This is a genomic window from Streptomyces sp. AC627_RSS907 (assembly GCF_019049165.1).
Window position 1 is genome coordinate 1 of record NZ_JAGMUE010000062.1, and the last position, 19,970, is coordinate 19,970.

Genomic DNA, 19,970 nt, shown 5'->3' on the forward strand with positions numbered 1-19,970 from the left:
CTCCCGACCCCCGCCCCCTCCTGACCTCCGCCGTGCCCCCACCCCTATACCGGACAGAGGATGTCGTGTTTCGGGGCCAGACTCGGCGTATGACATCGAGCACCGCCGCGAGCTGGGCCGCGTTCACCACCGCCGAGCCCGGGCTGTCCGCCACCGTCGAGGCGCGCTTCGGCGCCTACACCCACCACGTCCTCGCCACCCTGCGCAAGGACGGCTCTCCGCGCACCACCGGCCTGGAAGTGCGTTTTCTGAACGGCGAGCTGTGGCTCGGGATGATGCCGGGTTCACTGAAGGCGCTCGACCTGCGCCGGGACCCGCGGTTCGCGTTGCAGGCGAACCCGGGGGGCGGCACCGGCATGGGCGGCGGGGACGTGCGGATCGGCGGCCGGGCGGTCGAGGTCGAGGACCCCGCGACACGGGCCGGGTACGCGCAAGAGGTGGAACCGCCGGAGCCGTTCCACCTCTTCCGTACCGAGCTGACGGAGGTCGTCCGGACCCACGTCGAGGACGACGCGTACCTGGTCGTCCAGGTCTGGCAGCCCGGCAAGCCCCTGCGCATCCTCAGGCGCGCCTAGAAGGCTCATCACCGCCCCGTGGCGTCGCCGTCCAGCGGGCGGGCGGCGAGCTCGGGCAGCCGGTCCGTCACGGCGCGGACCCGGTCTGCCCGTTCCGGGCGGCGGCCTGCTCGCGCAGCAGCTTCCGGCGCGTCGCGAGCAGGTACTCAGCAGCGCGCTCCTGGGCAGTGTCGGCGGCCTTCGTCCCGCTGTCCTCGTCAGGGCAGGGTACTGCCGGGGGAGTTCACGGGGCTGGTCACAAGGGGGACTGCCGTCTGGGTGGGGTGTGGATATCGAACACGGAGTGCCGTTGCAGCCCCGCGTGGCACGGTGCCTGGCCGGGAGTGATGAGGCCCAGATCGGTGAAGACCTGGCTGTGGGCGGACTGCACTTCGGCTTCCTCCAGCACCAGGGGTTCGTGCCACACCGAATAGCGTCCGACACCGCTGCCGTCGCGGCGGGCGTACCAGCCCAGGGCGGGGTCGGTCAGTATGCGGCTGACCTCGTCGGCAGTGGTGAACCCGGGCGGCAGCGGCTGTGGGCGGCCCATGCCCCGCAGCGTGACCCCCGCGGCCCCCCAGTCGCCGTGCGTACGCAGCCGCCAGGTCCGGGCCTCGTCGCCCTCCCAGGTCGCCCGGACCTCGACACGCTCGTGGTACCAGGGCATTTTCCACAGCGTGGCCGGCAGGTGAACGAGCCGGCTGCCCAGGGAGGTCCCGAAGAACCAGACCCCGCTCTGTCCGGCGTGCCGTACGTAGGTGCGGTAGTTCACCTGCCCCGTGGACAGCGCGGCCGGCGGGGCGAAACGGAAGTGGAACCGGTGATCGCGGAAGGCCACCAGTGACACTGGCGTGACGCCCTCTCGCACGTCGGGCTCGAAGCCGTCCGGAAGCAAGGCCGCAACGCGGGCCGGGTTCGCGGCCCAGCTCACTATCGCGAAGTCGGCGAGGTCGGCTGCGGCGTGATGCCAGCGGACCCTCGGTCGTCGCTCCACAGTGTCTTCCTCTCCTGCAAGAACGTTGCGCGGGGTGAATTCCGGCGCACCACCAGCGCTCCGTTGCTGGAGGACGCGCTCAAGGGCAGGCGCGGCACGAGCAGTCCGCGTCTGATGACGGCGGTGAGAGCAAGGGGCGGGCCGGGCGGTGGTAGGGGCGGGAGGCGAACCGCCCCGGCGCCGGGGCTTGCGGGGTGAGCGCCTGCGCGCCGGGGCTTGCGAGGGTGAGCGCCTGTGCGCCGGGCCGCGGCTGGATCACGGCCGGGACAGGCTGCCGGCTTCCCTCTCGGTGAGGGCGCGGTCGAAGACCATCACGTCCCTGATGCTGCCCGGAAAGTGATCGACCGGTCTTCCGCCGTACCAGGCGCGGCCGATGACGAAGGGACCTTCGGACGGTGTCGGCCTCCGGTCGCGGATCGCCCCCTCCTCGACGCCGTTCACGAAGAGACGCAGTTCCCCGGCGAAGCTGTCGCAGACACCGGTCAGGTGGGTCCACACTCCGGCGACCGGCCGGGTCCTCGACGCGACCCGCAGGTCGGGGCGGGCGAAGGCCCAGCGGCCTTCGTGGGAGGAGTACTGGAGGTAGAAGCCGCTTGTCTCCTCGCCGTCCTGGCTGACCGCGGTGACGAAGTGCGGGGGTATCACGCCGAGGCGGACCCATGCGCTGACGGTGAAGCTGCCGCGGGCGGTGTCGATCAGTGCGGCGTCGGTGACCACTTCGCTGGTGAACCCGTTGAACGCGGCGCCCTCGCCATGGCTTTCGCCCCACCTGACCGCCGTGGCCACGGCGTGGTGGTGTCCGGTGGTGTCGGCCGCCCGCGTTCCTGAGCGTTCGTCGAGCGGCCAGGCTCCGACGGGGCGCAGTCGCGGTGGCTCCGCCACCGGGCCGAAGCCGGGCGCGGGCGGCGGAGCCACGAGGGCCGCGGCCTTCTCGTGGACTCCGGCGGGGTCTCCCGGCCCCGGGGAGGCCGTGGGGTCTGCCGCTTCCGCGGTCCTGCCGGCGGCCGGGGGCGCCGTGGCGAGACCCATGGACCGGCGGGGATCCTCCGACTCGGCCCGCTGTCCGCCGGACGCCGCCGGTGGGGTGAGCGGCGCTCCGGCGTACTGGGTGAACATCTCCGCGAGGGTGGCGCGCCGGGTGGGCACACCGGCCTGACCACCGGTGGCCGGTCCGGCCGCCGGTGTGTGACCGGTCCAGGGCGCGGCCGGGGCCACCGTGCCAAGGAGCTGTCGCGGGGTGGGACGGAGGGCTGGGTCCTTGGCCAGGCAGTCGGCTATCAGGGAACGCAGGCCAGGGTCCGGGACGGCCGCCAGGTCTGGTTCCTCGTACACCACGCGGTAGAGCATGGCGGGTGCCGGGCCCACACCGAACGGGCCGACGCCGGTGGCTGCGAAGGCCAGCACCGCCCCCAGGGAGAAGACGTCGCTTGCGGCGGTCATCTCGCCACCGTGGACCTGCTCGGGAGACATGAAGCCCGCCGAACCGATCGTGGCCCCGGTCCTGGTGAGACCGGCGGTATCGAATGCCCGGGCGATCCCGAAGTCGATGACGCGGGGACCGTCGTCGGCGAGCAGCACGTTGGAGGGCTTGAGGTCGCGGTGCACCAGCCCGGCCCGGTGGATGGAGGCCAGTGCTTCCGCCAGGCCCGCGGCCAGCGCAGTCAGCGTCACCGGCGGCAGGGCCCCCTGATCGGTGATTGCCTGGTGGAGCGATGGCCCGGCGATGTAGCTGGAGACCATCCAGGGCTGTTCGGCCTCCGTGTCGGCGTCGATCACCGGAGCGGTGAAGGCGCCCCCGACCAGACGCGACGCCCGCACCTCGCGGCGGAACCGGTCCCGGAACTCCGGCTCGTGCACCAACGACGCGTGCACCACCTTGATCGCCACCTGCCTGCCGCCCGGGGAACGCCCCAGGAAGACCCGCCCCATTCCCCCTTCTCCCAGGCGCCCCACCACCTGGTAGTCACCCAGAGAACTCGGGTCTCCCTGCTCCAAAGGCCGCACCACGACGAATCCCTCCCGCACGATCACCGGACCGCCGCAGCATACGAGGACAGCGCGCCACCACCCGCACGGTGGGCCAGGGGGTGACACCGACGGTTCCTCGGCCCTCACTCCCCCGCTGTCTCCCCGGACGTCGTGACCGGGTGGGCGCCCTTTCAGTCGAGGACGGCGGTGGCTTCGACCTCGACGAGGTGGTCGGGCGAGGAGAGGGCCGCGACGCCGATCAGGGTGCCCGGGGGAACGGGAGTGGCGCCGCCCAGCTTCGCGGCCGCCCTGGCCACGCCCTCGCCGAAGGCGGCCATCTTGTCGGGGGTCCAGTCGACGACGTAGACGGTCAGCTTCACCACGTCGTCGAAGGAGGCGCCGGCGCCGGCCAGAGCGGCGGCGACATTGAGGTAGCTCTGCTCGACCTGGGCGGCGAGATCACCCTCGCCGACGGTGCGCCCCGCGGCGTCCCAGGAAACCTGTCCGGCGACGAAGACGAGCCGGGAGCCGGTGGCGATGGAGACCTGGTGATAGGCGTCGATCTTCGGCAGTCCCTCGGGGTTCACCAGCGTGATGGTCATGATCGTTCATTCTCCGTACGTGCCCGGGGCCCGGAGGCCCGCACCCACTGGACCGGGCCGTTCCCGGTCTCTGGCGGATACTCGGTAACGATAGGAAACTCTGCGCTGAGCTGGAAGAACGCACTTTTTCGAAACTGAGGAACCTGGAGGTGCCCGAGCCCTACCGGGTTCGCCCGACCGGGCAGGAGGTGCGTACTGCCGACGTCACACCAGGCCGGGCGCCGGAGCTCCTGGCGGACCACGGGCCGGACCTGGGCCCGGTGGGATCCGCCGCTGGAACCCAAGGGCCGGCCGGTCCACCTGGATGCCGGACGGGAGTGCTCCTGGCAGTCCGCTCCGGTGGCGGCCCGACAGGAGCACTCACGCGCGGCCGGGCCCTTCGGCGAAACAGTGTTGTCAGCGCCCGTGACTAGTCTTCGGGCATCGTCACAGGCGAGCGGCGCGATCCGGGCCGCAGCGGTGCTGTGCCGACTTCCGGGACGACGAATGACGGGGACGCACATGGGCTGGCTGGCCGCGGGTGACACATACGAGATCGCGCTCGTGGAAGGGCGGGTGGTGGCGAGGTCCGCTGCGGGGGAGCGGCCGGGCAGCCTGCCCGCGGAGCTGCGGGACCATCCGGTGGTGACCGGACTCCAGCGGTTCGCCGAGTGGCTGGAGTGGCATGCGGCCGGGTGTGTGAAGCAGGTGGAGACCTGGATGGTGTCCTCGCTGCCCGTGTCCACTGCCCTGCTGGCGCAGGTATGGCCCGACGAGGCATGGCGCAGCGCCCTGCGCGATCTCGTCGTGGTCGGTGAGAGCCCCGAGGAGACCGGATTTCTGCGGGGCGTCGAAGAGACCGGGGGCGCCGGGAGCGCCCGTGGGCTGCCGCTCGTGGTGACGACCGGCGGTGACACCCTCCGCATCTCGTCCCCCACTGTGACCCTGCCGCACCCCGCCCTGCTTCCGCAGTTGGAGGAACTGCGGGCGCACGCAGCCGAGACCGGTGTCTCCCAGCGCGTCGAACAGCTCCACCGCGCCACATGGCGCAAGCCGGAGGCGGCCGATGCCCTCGCGGACGAGGCCGCGACGTTCGCCGGCGCGTACTACGAGTCCTGGCACCGCCTGGTGGGCCGGGCCACCGCCCTCGGGCACAAGGTCGGCGGCGACCATGCCACCGTCCGGCTCCAGGAGGCGGGGCGGACCGTCATCGCGGCGGTCCACGTGGGCAACGCCTACGACAACGCCGACGGGGCGACGGTCGGCGAAGTGGCCTGGAGCGACCCGCACGGCTCCCCGCTGCCCCTCACCGACGTCGGCCCCGTCGCCTGGTCCGAGGGAATGCGCATGGCCGCCGCCCTGCACGCCGGCGCACGGTGACCGCGAACCACCACACCGGCTGAACGGCGCCTCGGCGCCGGGGCGACCGGGCGGGCGCCCCGAGGATTCCCCTGCCCGCCGTACAGGACGAGACCAGCACCGACGGGCGTGCCCCGGGGGCACACAGGTCCTCGCACGCCCCTGCACAGCGACGGAAGAAGGCACGGACAGCATGGACAGCACGAAGACGGACACCCCCGCAGGGGGCGGTACGACGTTGGACACGGAGAAGCTGCTGCGGGCCGGCGCGGTCCTGCCCCCGGGTACCGCCGGGGGCGGTGTCCGGGCTGTCCCGGTAGTCGCCCGGACCTACCGGCATCCCGCGCTCGCCGACGACCAGGTCGTCGTACGCCTGGTCTCCATGGAACCGGGAGAGGACCCCGGCACGGGCTTCCTCGGCCTGGAGACCGAGGGCGAGCCGGTCGAGGTCGGGGTGGCGCAGCCGCGGGCGCTGGGCTTTCCGGAATGGGTTCTCGTCCACCACCCCGAGGACGGCCACCTCGCCATGACCGTCGTCGAGCGCATGGAGAAGATCTCGCGGACGGCGAGGTCCAGCCCCAAGAGGGCGCGCGCGTCCTTCGAGAAGATCGGCCGGGAACTCGCGGGCGCCGTACCGCACTTCCTGCCCACCTTCTACGAGCAGGCGGGCCGGGTGTTCCTGGACGTCGACGAGAAGTCGTACGCCTCCATGATGTTCTCCAACGCGCGTAAGGCGGAGACCGCGCACGGGCTGCCGTTCGACGAGGAGCGGATGGACGCGGTCTTCCTCGAGTTCTCCCTGGCCGACGCCGTGCAGTCGAACATGCTCTCCAGCTACGCGAAGGGGCTGCCGTCCCGCTCCCGGATGACGTCCGGCACGGCGCTGCGGCACGTGCGCGGGCTGTTCGTGCGGCTCGCGGCGCACGGGCTGGCCCCCTCGGGCCCGGGCGTGGGCGATCTGCGCAGGCTGGCGAAAGCAGCCGTGGGCAAGGGCGCGTTCGACGTGGAGGTCGACCATCTGCGCCAGATGCTGGTGCAGCCGGGCACGGCCAAGGCGCCCACCAGCTGGTGGACGGCGAACGAGAAGGCGCTGCGGGAACTCATCCGGCGGGAACCCGCCTTCCGCGGCGTCCTGCTGGGCATCATGCCCTCGGGCTGGAAGCAGCACGAACTCACGTACTGGGCGGAGTTGCTGGAGGAGACCGGCGCCCTCGCCGGGTTGTTCGACACCACGCTTCCCTCCGACGTACGCCCTCCCGACGGCACCGCCGGCTGGGCGCGCAGCCTGCTGGAGGCCGGGCCACCACGCGATCTGTATCCGCTTTTCGACCGGATGGCCGGCGTCCTGCGCGCCGAACTGGCCGCCGGTGACGCATCGCTCCCGGCGCCCGCGGATGCCGTTCTCCTCGACCGGCTCCTGGCCCTGGGCATACCGCTGTCCGCCCCGGAACCGTGGGAGGCGATCCGGCTGGACGTGTGGGCGCGGGAGGACGACCGCAGCGACCTCCTCGCCCTCCGTGCCGACGCCCGTTTCCGCCCGGCCTTCCGCAACGGCTGCGACCGGTACGTGAACCGCGAGGAACACGCTTTGCTGGCCGCTTCCCCCGGCGGACGGCCGATGCTCGCCGACTGGGTGGCTCACACGGCCCGCGCGTATCTCTCCGCCGAGCTGAGCGCGTTCTCCTCGCGGTACGGCTCCCCTCTGTACAGACTGCAGGAGCTGTCGGGAGAGATCCTGGCCGTCGCCGAGGCGGAGGTGCGGGCCGCCCTGGCCCCCGGCCTCGCCCCCGCCCTCACCCGTACCCTGCGCTCCGGCATACTCGACGAACTGGGCTGGTCCGCCTGGGACGAAGCGGTCGAGGCTCTGGGGACGCGGAACCCGCCGGAGGAGATCGCCGTCGCCGACGCCTGGCCCCACCTCGTCCTTCAGGCGAACATGCAGGTCAGGGTGATCGGTGAAGAAGGCGCCGTACTCGCCCACACTGTGGAGGTTCCGGACGGGACGCCTCACCTCGCCCACATCGAGTGCCACTACGTCGACGGTGAACTGGGCGTGTACTGGCAGCCGGTGGACGGGTCCGACGCGCAGGTCTCCTGGCCGCGCGGCGCGCCGGAGCCGGTCCCCTCCGGACGCCCGGTCCCCCGCATGAGCGGGGTCCGTTGGAGTAACGAGGGCACAGGGAAGTGCACCCTGCCGCTTCCCGGCGGCGGACGGACCACCGGGGGCGGCGTGGTGCGTCCGGGGGATTCCGTCTTTCCGCCCGAGCGGGAGCTGCTCAGTGACGGGACGTCCTTCTGGGTGCTGGCTCAGGACAGCGACCACCCGCACCGGGAGCCCCGCTGGTACACGTACGATCCGGTCACCGACACCCTGGGCGGGACCGGTATGCCGGGCTGGTTCAGCGATGGCCTGCGCGCCGCCCCGCCGGGAAGCCGACTGCTGGCGGCCCGGCTGCTGCCGCTCTCCTCCGCCGAACCGGGGCCGTTGTGCGCCCCGGTGGACGGCCTGATCGGCTGGCGCGTGCTGGAACTGCCCGACGGCTCCCGTCGAGCCGAGGACCTCGCCGGACGCACGATCCGTCTGCCCGCCGGGACGGGACTCCCCCGGCACGCGCTGGAGTTCCCCGGAACCGGCCACTCGCTGGCGGTGATCTGCGAGAACGGCGACATCAAGGTACTCGACGGCGACGGCACCGTCATGGCCGTGGTCCCGCAAGGAGCGGGCGGCGCGCCCGGCTTCGCCGCGGGCACCCGGCTTCTGCCGCCCCAGAACTTCTGGCACCTGCTCCGGCCCCGCGACCCGCAGGGTTCCGCGGCGCTCCGCCGGATCGGCGAGGAGACCGTGACGGAACTGCTGACCGCCGCCGTCGCGGAGCGGCAGGAGGGGGCCGGGGACGAACCGTCCGGCGCGGACGGCCCGAGCCGGCTGCTCGACCTGATCCGCACCCTGCTGCCGGAGGTGGAACATCATGCGCTGCGCACGGGCATCGCCGGAGTGGTGCGGTACGCCGCCGAGTACCAGAGCGTCCTGGACACGGTGCGTGCCCGTCTGGACGCCGCCGTCCTCGCCGCCGAAGCCGCGCGGGAGACGGGCGGAGGGCAGACGGCCGCTTCCGGATCAGACGCACCGGAGCCGAGCGGGCCGCGGGCGAACTCGGCGGGCACGGCCCCTCGGGACGACCGGCCCGAGCCTCCCGGCGACGAGACACTCGCCAGGGCGCTGGGCGGCCTCGACCTGGTCGCCGGCCGTCACGTCAACGACTACTGGCACTGCCTCTTCGACTCCCTGGGGTTGATCGGCGACCTGGTCCGGACACCCACCGGGACCGAGTCGGACAGCGAGCCGCCGTCCCTGGACCCGATCGACATCCTGAACTGGCGGAACCTGCCCTCGATGGCGGCCCCTCTCGCCCTGCGGGCTGCGTCCCGGGCCACTCCGGACGTCGACCGCGCGGCGCTCCACGCGTACTTCGCCGAAACGACCGCGCGAGGGCTCGCGGAACTGAATCCCGCGCACTGGCGCGTCGTCCTGTTGGAACCGGACACGGCACTGCTCAAAGACCCCCGTGAGCTGCACGATGCCGAGTACCCTCCGACAGTCCGCGTCGTAGGTGACGGCGCCTTCCTCCTCTTCTGCAAGGGGTGGGAGCACACCCCGCAGTGGAACCTCCCCTCGGGCGGGTCGCGGACCCTGAGGGCGGTCCACCACGATCCGGCGGGCCGGTTCGAGACACCCGCCCCGTATCTGCGGGTGGCCGACGGTCCGTTCGTGCCGGAGCCGAAGCGCGCTCCCGGCTGGAGCGCCGTGTTCCTCGCCGAACTCGCCGAGCGCGGCCCCGCCCCCTGGTTCCCCGAGGCCGCCGAGACCTTCGCGCGGCTCACCGGAACCACCCCGACCATGGCCCGGCTCCTGGTCGCCGGGATGCCGCGTACCGGCGACGACCGGGCCATGCCCACCGAGACGCTCAAGACCATCGGCGTGCAGCCTGCCGACGTACGCCTGGGCAAGGACCTCCTGCAGACCCTGGCGGCCCCCGCCGTCCGGCGGGCCGTCCTGGACGCGTTGCTGCCCACCGACCCGACCCGGCTGTGGACGGACGGCCCCGACGCGGTCGCGGCCGCGGAGGTCTGGAACAGCATGGTCGGCCGGCGCACTCCCGTCCCCGAGGAGCCGCTCCGGTTGGCGGCCGAGACCATGGCCGATGAGTGGTGGTGGCCCTACGACGCCGTGCGCGCTTTCCTTCACGCAGACACCGACCCGCGGTTCCACAGCGACGTGCTCGGTGGGCATGACGGCATCGGCGCCTCGCAGGGGACGCCCACCTTGGACGTCGGGGTGCTGAAAGGGACCGCGGCCCTGACAGCCTGTCTGGCCCACCGGCTCCCCGTCGGTGATCCGGTGCGTACGGCTCTCGCCGGAGCGTTGGCCGCGGTACGCGACCGTCTGGCCGATCCTGAGGTGATGGTCGCGCTGCACGCCCACGACGCCGATACGGAGATGCTGCGGCGGCTGTTCGGGGAGCCCGTGCAGGCCGGGGAGCACGCCTTGCGCTACGGCCCCGTCGTGGTGGGCGAGGAGGCCCGCCATCCGCACGCGTCCTTCCGTTCGGTGGTGCGCGGCGAGGACGAGGGCGAACCGCTCCTGGAGGCCCTCTTCGGCAGCGGCCCCCGGGGAGCGGAGGAGACCGCGCTCCGCCTGCTCGGCGACGAACGGTTCGCCGCGCTGCTCGCCGACCCCGGAGAGCCCGGGCCGGACGCGCGGGACGAGGACGGCCGGTGGTGGCCGCAGCACCCCGGTCATTCCGTCCCCGCCCTCGTCGCCGAGGTGGCCGAGCGGTACGGCATCGATGAGGACGCCGCCGTCCTCTACCTGATGGTGCTCGCCATGCCGGACCCGACCGACCGCAACACAGCCCTCTGGACCGGCTGGCCGAGGCGGCGGGGCGGTACGGCCCGGCTCCGCGCCGCCCGCGACCGGCTCGCGGCGACCGGCCTCGTGGTGGAAGGCAGACGCACCCGCGCCGGCCGGACCCTGTTCCTGCCGGGGGAATGGGTCTCCCTCCCCAAGCCGCACATCCCCCTCGAACGATGGAAGCTGCCGCTCCACCCCCTCCTCGACGGTGAGAACGCACCCCTCGGCGTCGTCGTCCCCACCGAGCCCGCCGCCGACCTCTACCGGCGCGCCTGGCAGCGCGTCGTGGACGGGGACGGACCCCGCTTCGAAGAGGTCGAGGCGCCACGACCGCGCAAGCGCCGCTGACGGGCGGGATGCGGCCGGGCGGCCCGCGGTCCGCCCCGCCAACCCGGCCACCGCGTAGACCGTAGACCGAGGGTGGTCGTCCGGCAGCCGGCCGGACGACCCCTCGGCGGGATCTTCATGAGCCTTCCAGACCTGCCGTGTGCACCCGCATCACGCGGACGCCACGTCGCTGAAGCTTCGCGACGGTGTAGTGGCGTCGGTGCCACGCGCGGAGGGATCCACCGACCAGGTCCTCGGCGTCCTCGCGGCGAAGGTGTCTGTGCCTGTTCGTCACGAGCCGTGGCTCGTAGCCGGGCACCACGTCGAAACCGTGCACCTCGGTGAACGACTCGCCGAACGTGGTGGCGGGAAGGTAGGTGACCCAGCGAGCGTGTTCCTCCAGCCGGCTGGGGTGCACCCCGGGCCGGCCGAGCACCAGGTCCGCCACGATGGCCGTGACCTCCGGGCACTTGTTGCTGATCGACGCCACCGGGTCGTTGGCCAGGTCACCCATGATGACGACCGGCTTCCGTGCCTTGTCGGGACGGAAGACCCGGACGTGGTAGTTCGCGTGCCCGTACCAGTGCGGTGACCGGTAGGGCAGCGCGTACTGGTCGATCACCAGGATCGCCTCGTCGGCCGGCGTGGGCTCGGACCTGTGGCGGAACAAGCTCACGTCTGTTTCCTCAGCAACGACGTGATCTCAGCCCCCACGTCCTCGGTGAGCGTTCCCTCGCAGGGGATCCCGAGACTCTCCGCGAGCTGTCGGCCGTGCAGGTCGACGGCCGACTCGGCGAGCTCCGCGAACGCCACGCCCGCGATCCGCGCCCGGCGCCACGCGGTGGCGGCCGCGACGGCACCGGCGACCGCCGACGGCCACCACAGGGCACCCACGGCGACATAGCCGACGGCCCATGCCATCAGCCTGGCCGCGGCGGCGAGTCTGGCGCGGGACGTGACGATCTCGGCGCGGACGTCCTCGGCCAGTGTGAGCCAGATGCGTGGCCACGCGGAGGTGATGTCGAGCCTGTAGGCCCTCCACACGCGTGTGTCGACGGCGGCGATACGGTCGCCGAGCCAGAACGGGTGGTCCGGCGCCGTGAGACCGATCCGGTTGCGCCGGGCGTTGAGCTCCCTGGCCCGGGCCGCGGCCTCCGCCGCCTCAGGGGTGCCCTCGGCCCTGGCGGCCTCCAGCAAGGCGTGGTTGAACGCCGACTGGGCGTCTTCCCATCGCCGTCGGCGCCGGTCGGCGAGCCAGCGGGGCCGGGGCGCGAGCCACAGCCGTTCCACCGTCACGCCCAGCCCGGTGGCGGTCAGACCCAGACCCGCCGAAGCGGCCAGCAGTCCGGCCAGCAGGAGGATGAGCGTGCCGGTGTTGCGCAACGCGGGCTCGGCCGACAGCTCGTTGAGCCGCGTGAGCAGCAGGCCGGTGTCGTGCCAGCGCCGGTGCCCGAGCGTCACACCGACGGCGGCCACGCTCAACAACAGCACACTGGGCCCCAGCATCAGGGCGATCCAGCGCTCGGCCAGCTTTCCGCCCAGTGCCTCGAGGAACCTGGTCACGACCGCAGCCTCGTGACCACCATCGGCTGCCGGAACACCCCGCAGAACACCGGCTCCGCGTCCGGCACCTCGACCCGCGGGCACACACCGGCGGGGCACGCCAGCACCTCGAGCACGCGACGCCCGTCGCTCGCACCGGGGAACCGCTCGTACGAACGGACCGGGCCCAGCCCCGCCGCGTGTCCCGCCCTCAGAAGCAGTAACTCCAACTCATCGAACTCTTCAGCGAGTTCCTCGCACGCCACACCGTCACGCACCCGGCCGACGATCGACTCGGCGAGCGTCCTGACCTCTGGCGAGGTCCGTACTGCGTCGGTATCGTCGGCCAGACGTCGGCACAACACGGCCAGTTGGTCAACGGTCATCGCAGTGAGGATAGTTGCGAAGTGACGAGCCCGACACCCTTCGACAGCGAGATCGAACGGAGCAGGCGCGGGGCAGCGCGGGGTTCGGTGAACGCGATGCACGATTTGGCCGTGGGGTTGCGCGACCGCTACCGGCACACGGGTGACCCGGCCGACCTGCTGGAAGGGATCGCGCAGTTGCGGACCGCCATCGGGTACGTGCCGGATCACCCGATCAGGCACCCCTTGCGGGTGACCCTGAGCATGTTGCTGCACGACCACTTCCAGCACTTCGGCGACGTGTCCGTGCTGCACGAGTCCCTGGCCGGGTGTGACGAGTCCATCCCGCTGCTGGACGGGGAGAACCGGTTGGCGGCGGCGATGGTGCGGGGAGAGACGCTGATCCTGCTGGCCGAGTACACCCGCGACGGTGCCTATGTGGCGGAGGCCGTCGAGTCGGTGGCACGGCTGCCACGTGTACCGGCCGCCCTGTACGTGCTGGGCAAGGCCCTGTACCTCCGGTACGAACTGACCCGCGACCACTCCGACCTCGTCGACGCGGCCCGTGTCCTGGAGGAAAGCGTCCTCGCGACGCCCGTGGACGACCCCGACCACCTGGTGCGGCTCAACCACTTGGGCAACGTACTGCAGCGATCCGGGGAACACACGGGCGACGAGTCCGTGCGGGAGACCGCCGTGCGGCACTTGCGGGACGCGATGGCACGCACGGCGAGCGACTCGCGGGCCCTGCTGCACCACAAGGTCGACCTCGCCGCCGCGTTGCGGGACCGCGGCAGGGCGACCGGTGACGTCGCCGCGTTACGGGAGGGCGTGACCCTGCTGCGCCAGGTGCTCGAGGCGACCCGGCCTGACGAGTACCTGTGGGAGAACCGCTGCGAGAACTATCTGATCGCCGTGCAGGTCCTCGTCGAACAGACCGGCGAGCTCGACGTGCTGGACCAGGCCGTGGAGATCGGCAGTTCCGCGCGTGGCGGGGGCGGAGGGCGGGGCCTGATCACCCTGCTGCTGGGGATGCTGCACCATGAACGGTTCCGGCGCACGGGGCTGGAAGGTGACCTGGATCAGGCGATCGCCGCGTACACCCGGGTCGTCGAGACGGTGCCGTACGGCGAAGAGACCCACGTGGTGGCACTGGGCAACCTGGGCCGGGTCTGGTTCGCCGAGTACGGATTCAGGGGTGACCGGGAGGCGTTGCTCCGGTCCGTCACGGCGCTGGGCAGCGCCGTCCGGGCGAGTGCTTCCGACACGACAAGGCGCGGCGAGACCCAGCTCAACCATGGCGACGTCCTGTACGCCCAGTACGAACTCACGCAGGACCCCGGGGTGCTGGCATCCGCGGGCCGCGCCTTCCGCGAGGCGGCGGAGATCGAGGCGCTGCCGCCCGGGGCACGGGCGAAGGCCGCACGCGCGTGGGCGGAGACCGAGGCCGAGGCGGGACGGTGGGACCGGGCCCGGGACGCCTACGCGTTCGCGGTCGGCCTGCTGCCGCTCGTGGCACCGCGGCGTCTTGCCCGTGTGGACCAGCAGCGGATGCTGGCGGAATTCGACGGCCTCGCCGCCGACGCCGCCGCGAGCGCCTTGCAGGCGAACGATCCGGAGACGGCGGTGCGCTTGCTCGAACTCGGCCGTGGCGTGCTCGGCGGACAGGTGTTGCAGAGCCGCAGCGATCTGTCCCGTCTGCACGCGGTGGCGCCCGAGCTCGCGGAGCGTCTGGGCGCCGCGTTCGACCGGTTGCTTCCTTCCGGACATCTCATGGGCGCCGCGGCGGACGAACGGCATGACCTGGACGTCCGGTTGCGGCACCTGCTCGACGAAGCGCGTGCGTTGCCGGGGTTCGCGGACTTCCTCGCTCCACCGGAGCTCGACGAGCTGCTGGAGGCCGCCGCGGACGGGCCGGTGGTGCTGATCAACGTGAGCGGATACCGCAGTGACGCGTTGATCGTCCGTCCGTCGGGGGTCACCGTGGTCGGATTGCCGGACGTGACGCCGGACTCCGTAGCGGGCCGGGCGGCCGCTTTCGGCGCCGCGCTGGCCGTGTCGGCACGGCCGGGCGCGGGCGAAGCCGGTGCACAGACCACCGCCGCGGAGGTGCTCGGCTGGCTGTGGGACTTCGTCACCGGCCCCGTGCTGGAGCGGCTCGGTCACACCTCTGCGCCGTCGGACGCCTGGCCGCGGGTCTGGTGGTCGCCGGTGGGACAGCTGGCGTTGCTCCCGATCCACGCGGCCGGTCGCTTCCCGGACGGCGCGTCCGTCCTCGATCGGGTGGTGTCGTCGTACACACCGACGTTGCGGGCGTTGCGGCATGCCAGGGCGCGGCACGCGGGAGCGGGCGACGATCTGGTGGTCGTGGCGGTGTCAGAGGCGACGGGAGCGCGGACACTGCGCGGTGCGGAGCGGGAGGCGAGCAGGATCGCGGCACTGACCCGGGCCACGCGGCTGGGCGGCGCGGAGGCGACGGTCGACTCGGTCCGCGCCGCACTGACGTCCCACGCGTCGGCGCACTTCGCGTGTCACGCGGCGAGCGATCCCGATGATCCGTCGGCCGGTCATCTGCTGCTGCACGACGGGCCGCTCTCGGTGCTGGACGTGTCCGCGCTCGACCTGTCCGGTGTCCGGCTCGCGGTGCTGTCGGCATGCGAGACGTCCCTCGGCGCTCACCGGATCCCGGACGAGAGCCTGCACCTGGTGTCGGCGTTCCAGCTTGCCGGCTACCCGCAGGTCGTCGGCACGCTGTGGCAGGTCAACGACCTCGTCGCCCGGATGGTCGCCGTGGACCTGCACGAAAGCGTCTCGGCGGGCGAGGACGTCGCGACGGCTCTGCACCACGCGGTACGCCGCTGCCGCTCGCGTTTCGACAAGACCCCGACGCTGTGGGCCGCGTACATCCATTCCGGCCGGTGACCCGGCGACGTGCCCGCGGCGGGGTGTGACCGAGACAGGGAGAGACATGCCGTTCTGGAGGAAGAAGTCGAAGACCACCCACCACTACCTGGGAGACTTCGGCAGCGCCGAGATCAACGTGACCGAGCGGCGAGGCGAGTTGCCCTCGATCGACATCAAACTGTCGGTGACGGCGGAGTACGCCCACGGGCTCGATTTCCAGCACAAACGCGAGGAGCTCGGCCTGAACCACCCGGAGACGCTGCACGCCCTGCACGTGTACGCGGTCGCGCTGGGCGGGAATCCCGGCAGACAGGACGAGGCCGTCGCGCTGTTGGAGTGGCTGGCCGCCGCCCGCGCGGGCGATCAGGAGAACAGGCTGCTGACACTGAACGACCTGACCAGGCTCCTGCAGGACGGCGGCAACCCCGCGCGCGCCGAGGAGTGGCTGCGGGAGGCCCTGTCGGGCTGGGAGCGGCTGCGCGGCCAGGACGACCCGCAGACGTTGCAGATCGCGTCGAACCTGGCGAGAGTGCTGATCGACCTCGGTCGCCGGGAGGAGGCGGAAGGACTGATGCGGGACACGGTCTTCCGTCGCACCCGCACGCTCGGCGCGGCCCATCCGGACACCTTGAGCAGCAGGAACACCCTGGCGGGAACATTGCGTGGCTCTCCCGCCCGGCTCGCCGAGGCGGAGCGCATGTACCGGGAGATGCTGGACGACATCGACGGCACGACCGACATGAGCATGACCGTGCAGCACAACCTCGCCGCCGTACTCACCCACCAGGGCAGACACGCCGAGGCGTTGAAGATGTACGGCCACCTGGTCGACGCACGGTCGCGGCTGCTGGGCGACGATCACCGGGACACCTGGAAGGCCCGGCGCAATTACGCCTCCGTACTCAACGCGCTCGGCCGCGTCACCGAGGCCGAGGAGCGGCTCGCCGAGGCGCTGGAGGGCTGTCGGCGGGTCTACGGGCCACGGCACTCGACGACCCTCGGCGTGCAGGTCGATCTGGCGGCGACGAAGGCCAACCAGGGCCGTACGAACGAGGCGGTTCCCTTGCTGCGCGACGCGATCGACGGCTACCGGAGCACACATGGCCCGAACCACCCCCGCGTACGCGAACTCACCGGCATCCTCGCGCGGTTGGGCGGGTGACCCACGCCCTCGCCGCGTCAGCGGTCCGGTCCGCCCGGTTCACCGGCCCGCCGACCGGAGGGTGAGCGGCCGGCTCGCTGACGAGGTCCGCCACAGGACCGAGCGTGGTCGCGGCCGGTGGCCGTGCCCCGGTGCGACGCCGTGCTCCACGTCCGGGCGGCGAGCACGGTCGGCCCCACGGGGCAGGCCTCCGGAACAGCGGTGCACTCCGCGGCTCGTTCGTGACCAGTACCCCGCGGAGCCGTCGTCCGGATCATGCCGACGTCACGGGGCCCCGGGTCGGCTGAGCGCGATCCGTCCCAGCCGACCCGTTCCGAACGACAGGCCTTCCGGGCCTACTCCCACTCGATCGTGCCCGGCGGCTTCGAGGTCACGTCGAGGACGACCCGGTTGACGTCCGCCACCTCGTTGGTGATGCGGGTGGAGATCTTGCCGAGGACGTCGTACGGCAGCCGCGACCAGTCGGCGGTCATCGCGTCCTCGGACGAGACGGGCCGCAGCACGATCGGGTGGCCGTAGGTGCGGCCGTCGCCCTGGACGCCGACCGAGCGGACGTCCGCGAGCAGCACCACGGGGCACTGCCAGATGTCGCGGTCGAGGCCGGCCGCGGTCAGCTCCTCGCGGGCGATGGCGTCGGCCTCGCGGAGCAGGTCGAGCCGCTCCCTGGTGACCTCACCGACGATGCGGATGCCGAGACCCGGGCCGGGGAACGGCTGGCGCTGGACGATCTCGTCCGGCAGGCCCAGCTCCTGGCCGACCATGCGGACCTCGTCCTTGAACAGCTTGCGCAGCGGTTCGATGAGCTGGAACTCGAGGTCCTCGGGAAGCCCGCCGACGTTGTGGTGGGACTTGATGTTGGCGGTGCCGGTGCCGCCGCCGGACTCGACCACGTCGGGGTAGAGGGTGCCCTGGACGAGGAACTCCACGGCCGGGCCCTCGTCGGCGATGATCTCGGCCTGGGCCTGCTCGAAGACGCGGATGAACTCGCGGCCGATGATCTTCCGCTTCTCCTCGGGGTCGGTGACCCCGGCGAGCGCGTTCAGGAAGCGCTCCTGCGCGTCGACGACCTTCAGCTGGACGCCGGTCGCGGCGACGAAGTCCTTCTCGACCTGCTCCGTCTCGCCCTTGCGCATCAGACCGTGGTCGACGTAGACGCAGGTCAGCTGGGAGCCGATGGCCTTCTGGACGAGGGCCGCGGCGACGGCGGAGTCCACGCCGCCGGACAGACCGCAGATGGCGCGCTTGTCGCCGACCTGCTCGCGGATGGCCGCGACCTGCTCCTCGATGACACTGCCGGTGGTCCAGTCCGGGCTGAGGCCCGCGCCCCGGTACAGGAAGTGCTCCAGCACCTGCTGCCCGTGCGTGGAGTGCATCACCTCGGGGTGGTACTGGACGCCGTAGAGCTTCTTCTCGTCGTTCTCGAACGCGGCGACCGGGACGACGTCCGTGGAGCCGGTGACGGTGAAGCCCTCGGGGGCGGCGGAGCAGGCGTCGCCGTGCGACATCCAGACGGCCTGCTCGGTGGGGGTGCCCTCGAAGAGGGTGGAGGACGGCTTGGAGACGGTCAGGTCCGTGCGTCCGTACTCACGGGCGCCGGAGTTGTCGACGGTGCCGCCGAGGGTCTGCGCCATGAGCTGGAAGCCGTAGCACATGCCGAAGACGGGGACGCCCGCCTCGAACAGGGCGCGGTCGACGGTCGGGGCGCCCGGTTCGTACACCGACGAGGGGCCACCGGAGAGGATGATGGCCGCCGGGTTCTTGGCGAGCATCTCCGCGACCGGCATGGAACTCGGCACGATCTCGCTGTAGACCCGCGCCTCGCGGACACGGCGGGCGATGAGCTGGGCGTACTGCGCGCCGAAGTCGACGACCAGGACGGTGTCGGGGGCGGCGGCAGCGGGAGTCGCTGATGACACGGGGTGCCTTCCGGCGGTCGGGCGGGGGTCTTGTGCTCCCGATTCTACCGAGGTGGGCGGGTGAGACGTTCCGCGCACGGCGCCCCGGCCGTCCCACCCTCCATGTCTCACCATACGAACCGGCTTGGACACCGTCCGTCCCCGGGGCATACTGGTTCCATGCTCACGCACCCGACGTACCTGTTTACCTATGGCAACCGGCCCACCGGCTGCCATGGTCGTGCTGCTTGAGCAACTGACAAGCGACTTCCCAGGCGCCCCGGGCCGACAAGGTCCGGGGCGCCTGTCGTTTCCGGGCCCTCTCGCTCCGGGCCGCCTCCCGAATCCCCAGAGGAGCCCCCGTGAACGCCACCGCTACGGACAGGACCGGCGCCCGCACCACCGAGGCCGCCGGCCTGATCACCGGTGCCCGGGAGCGCATCGACGCGCTCGACGACCGGATCATCGGCCTGATCCAGGAACGGATGGCCGTCTCCGCCGTCATCCAGGAGGCGCGGATCACCTCCGGTGGCCGGCGCGTGAACCTCTCCCGTGAGAACGAGGTCCTCGACCACTACCGGCAGGCGCTGGGCAAGCCGGGTACGGCGCTGGCGATGACGATGCTGGAGCTGTGCCGGGGGCGCGTCTGAGAGTCGGCAGGCCGCGCCCGGGGCCATGCCCGAAGGGCCGCGCTCGAACGCCGCGCCCCATGACCACGCCCGAAGACCGTATGTGGGTTCGGACACTTCTCACCCGTACGGCGCGTGACCGGCGGCCGAGCGGTTTCGTTGGTCCCGGTGTCCGTGTCAGCCAGAGGCGGGCCCGAAAGAAACCACGCGTGGCTCACCGGAGCGATGAGACGTACGGATCGTGCCGTACGTCGTGGGACCTCGCTCCGGGCAGGTGACCGGACGGCAGGGGACAGCAGCCCGGTCACGCAAGAGAACGGCCGGCTCCGGGGACGCCCGGGGCCGGCCGACGGAATACGTCCGGATCCCGGACCAGCGGTCGCGAAGGTCCTCCCCGTCCAGCCATGTGCGGCACGGGCGGGCGCGGGCCGGGCCCCCGCGCGCCCCACTCACCACTGCACGGCCGTCCAAGGCAAGCGGCGCGACCCCCCGGCGCCGCTCTCCGGGCACCGGCGCCGTCCTGACGCCGGCGCCGGGCCGAGGAAGGGCCCCGCGGCCCAAGCCCCGCGGGGCCCTTCGCACGCCGCTCGCGCAGGTGACGTCACACGCCCCCACACCGCGCGCGCATGTGACGCAGCCCACACGGGATTCCGTGGATCCGGGACAACCATCCACCGCCTTCGCCGATCAAACAGGCGCAGAGACCGACCGGCCTCTCCCCTGGCAAGCCGGTGGGAAGGAGCTGCGCTCGGAGGGGGGCGCAGGTCCTTCCCACCGT

13 protein-coding genes are annotated in these 19,970 nt (G+C 72.1%); 6 read left to right on the forward strand and 7 right to left on the reverse strand.

Annotated features, from left to right (window positions below; translation table 11 throughout):
• Positions 1–89: 89 nt before the first annotated feature.
• Complete coding sequence (locus KUM32_RS15630) at positions 90–575, forward strand: pyridoxamine 5'-phosphate oxidase family protein (protein WP_217142494.1); 486 nt, start codon at positions 90–92, stop codon at positions 573–575.
• Between the two features lie 235 nt (positions 576–810).
• On the opposite strand, the gene KUM32_RS15635 is transcribed toward KUM32_RS15630, so the two are convergent.
• The 3 genes from KUM32_RS15635 to KUM32_RS15645 all read right to left on the reverse strand — a co-directional run bounded on the left by KUM32_RS15635 (position 811) and on the right by KUM32_RS15645 (position 4,118).
• Positions 811–1,548, reverse strand: coding sequence for a DUF2071 domain-containing protein (locus KUM32_RS15635; protein WP_217142495.1), 738 nt, complete (start codon positions 1,546–1,548; stop codon positions 811–813).
• A 255-nt stretch (positions 1,549–1,803) separates the two neighbouring features.
• Positions 1,804–3,555 (reverse strand): LamG-like jellyroll fold domain-containing protein, encoded by a 1,752-nt coding sequence (locus tag KUM32_RS15640; RefSeq protein WP_374227519.1) that lies wholly within the window; start codon positions 3,553–3,555, stop codon positions 1,804–1,806.
• Positions 3,556–3,707: 152 nt separating this feature from the next.
• Positions 3,708–4,118 carry a RidA family protein gene (locus KUM32_RS15645; protein ID WP_217142496.1) on the reverse strand — a complete coding sequence of 137 codons (411 nt, stop codon included), beginning with the start codon at positions 4,116–4,118 and terminating at the stop codon, positions 3,708–3,710.
• Positions 4,119–4,619: 501 nt separating this feature from the next.
• Between KUM32_RS15645 and KUM32_RS15650 the strand changes: the two genes are divergently transcribed.
• On the forward strand, positions 4,620–5,477 hold the full coding sequence (locus KUM32_RS15650) for a DUF4132 domain-containing protein (RefSeq protein ID WP_217142522.1): 858 nt from the start codon (positions 4,620–4,622) through the stop codon (positions 5,475–5,477).
• A gap of 172 nt (positions 5,478–5,649) precedes the next feature.
• Entirely contained in the window at positions 5,650–10,716 is a 5,067-nt protein-coding gene (locus KUM32_RS15655) for a DNA-binding protein (RefSeq protein ID WP_217142497.1), read from the forward strand.
• A gap of 115 nt (positions 10,717–10,831) precedes the next feature.
• Here KUM32_RS15655 and KUM32_RS15660 read toward each other — a convergent pair whose 3' ends face one another.
• Genes KUM32_RS15660 through KUM32_RS15670 form a run of 3 tightly spaced genes read right to left on the reverse strand, consistent with a single transcriptional unit; the run spans position 10,832 to position 12,623 of the window.
• Positions 10,832–11,371, reverse strand: coding sequence for a hypothetical protein (locus tag KUM32_RS15660; RefSeq protein WP_217142498.1), 540 nt, complete (start codon positions 11,369–11,371; stop codon positions 10,832–10,834).
• Entirely contained in the window at positions 11,368–12,258 is an 891-nt protein-coding gene (locus KUM32_RS15665; protein ID WP_217142499.1) for a hypothetical protein, read from the reverse strand. Before KUM32_RS15665 ends, KUM32_RS15660 begins: the two co-directional genes overlap by 4 nt.
• Positions 12,255–12,623 (reverse strand): hypothetical protein, encoded by a 369-nt coding sequence (locus KUM32_RS15670; RefSeq protein ID WP_217142500.1) that lies wholly within the window; start codon positions 12,621–12,623, stop codon positions 12,255–12,257. Before KUM32_RS15670 ends, KUM32_RS15665 begins: the two co-directional genes overlap by 4 nt.
• Before the next feature lie 96 nt (positions 12,624–12,719).
• Here KUM32_RS15670 and KUM32_RS15675 point away from each other — a divergent pair, with 96 nt between their 5' ends.
• Both KUM32_RS15675 and KUM32_RS15680 read left to right on the forward strand, forming a co-directional pair.
• Positions 12,720–15,524: a CHAT domain-containing protein gene (locus tag KUM32_RS15675; RefSeq protein WP_217142501.1), complete on the forward strand. Its 2,805-nt coding sequence runs from the start codon at positions 12,720–12,722 to the stop codon at positions 15,522–15,524.
• 46 nt (positions 15,525–15,570) lie between these two features.
• Positions 15,571–16,668 (forward strand): tetratricopeptide repeat protein, encoded by a 1,098-nt coding sequence (locus KUM32_RS15680; protein ID WP_217142502.1) that lies wholly within the window; start codon positions 15,571–15,573, stop codon positions 16,666–16,668.
• A 335-nt stretch (positions 16,669–17,003) separates the two neighbouring features.
• Here KUM32_RS15680 and guaA read toward each other — a convergent pair whose 3' ends face one another.
• Positions 17,004–18,584 carry a glutamine-hydrolyzing GMP synthase gene (gene guaA / locus KUM32_RS15685; protein ID WP_217142503.1) on the reverse strand — a complete coding sequence of 527 codons (1,581 nt, stop codon included), beginning with the start codon at positions 18,582–18,584 and terminating at the stop codon, positions 17,004–17,006.
• 341 nt (positions 18,585–18,925) lie between these two features.
• On the opposite strand from guaA, the gene KUM32_RS15690 reads away from it, so the two are divergent.
• Positions 18,926–19,213: a chorismate mutase gene (locus KUM32_RS15690; protein ID WP_217142504.1), complete on the forward strand. Its 288-nt coding sequence runs from the start codon at positions 18,926–18,928 to the stop codon at positions 19,211–19,213.
• Positions 19,214–19,970 lie beyond the last annotated feature (757 nt).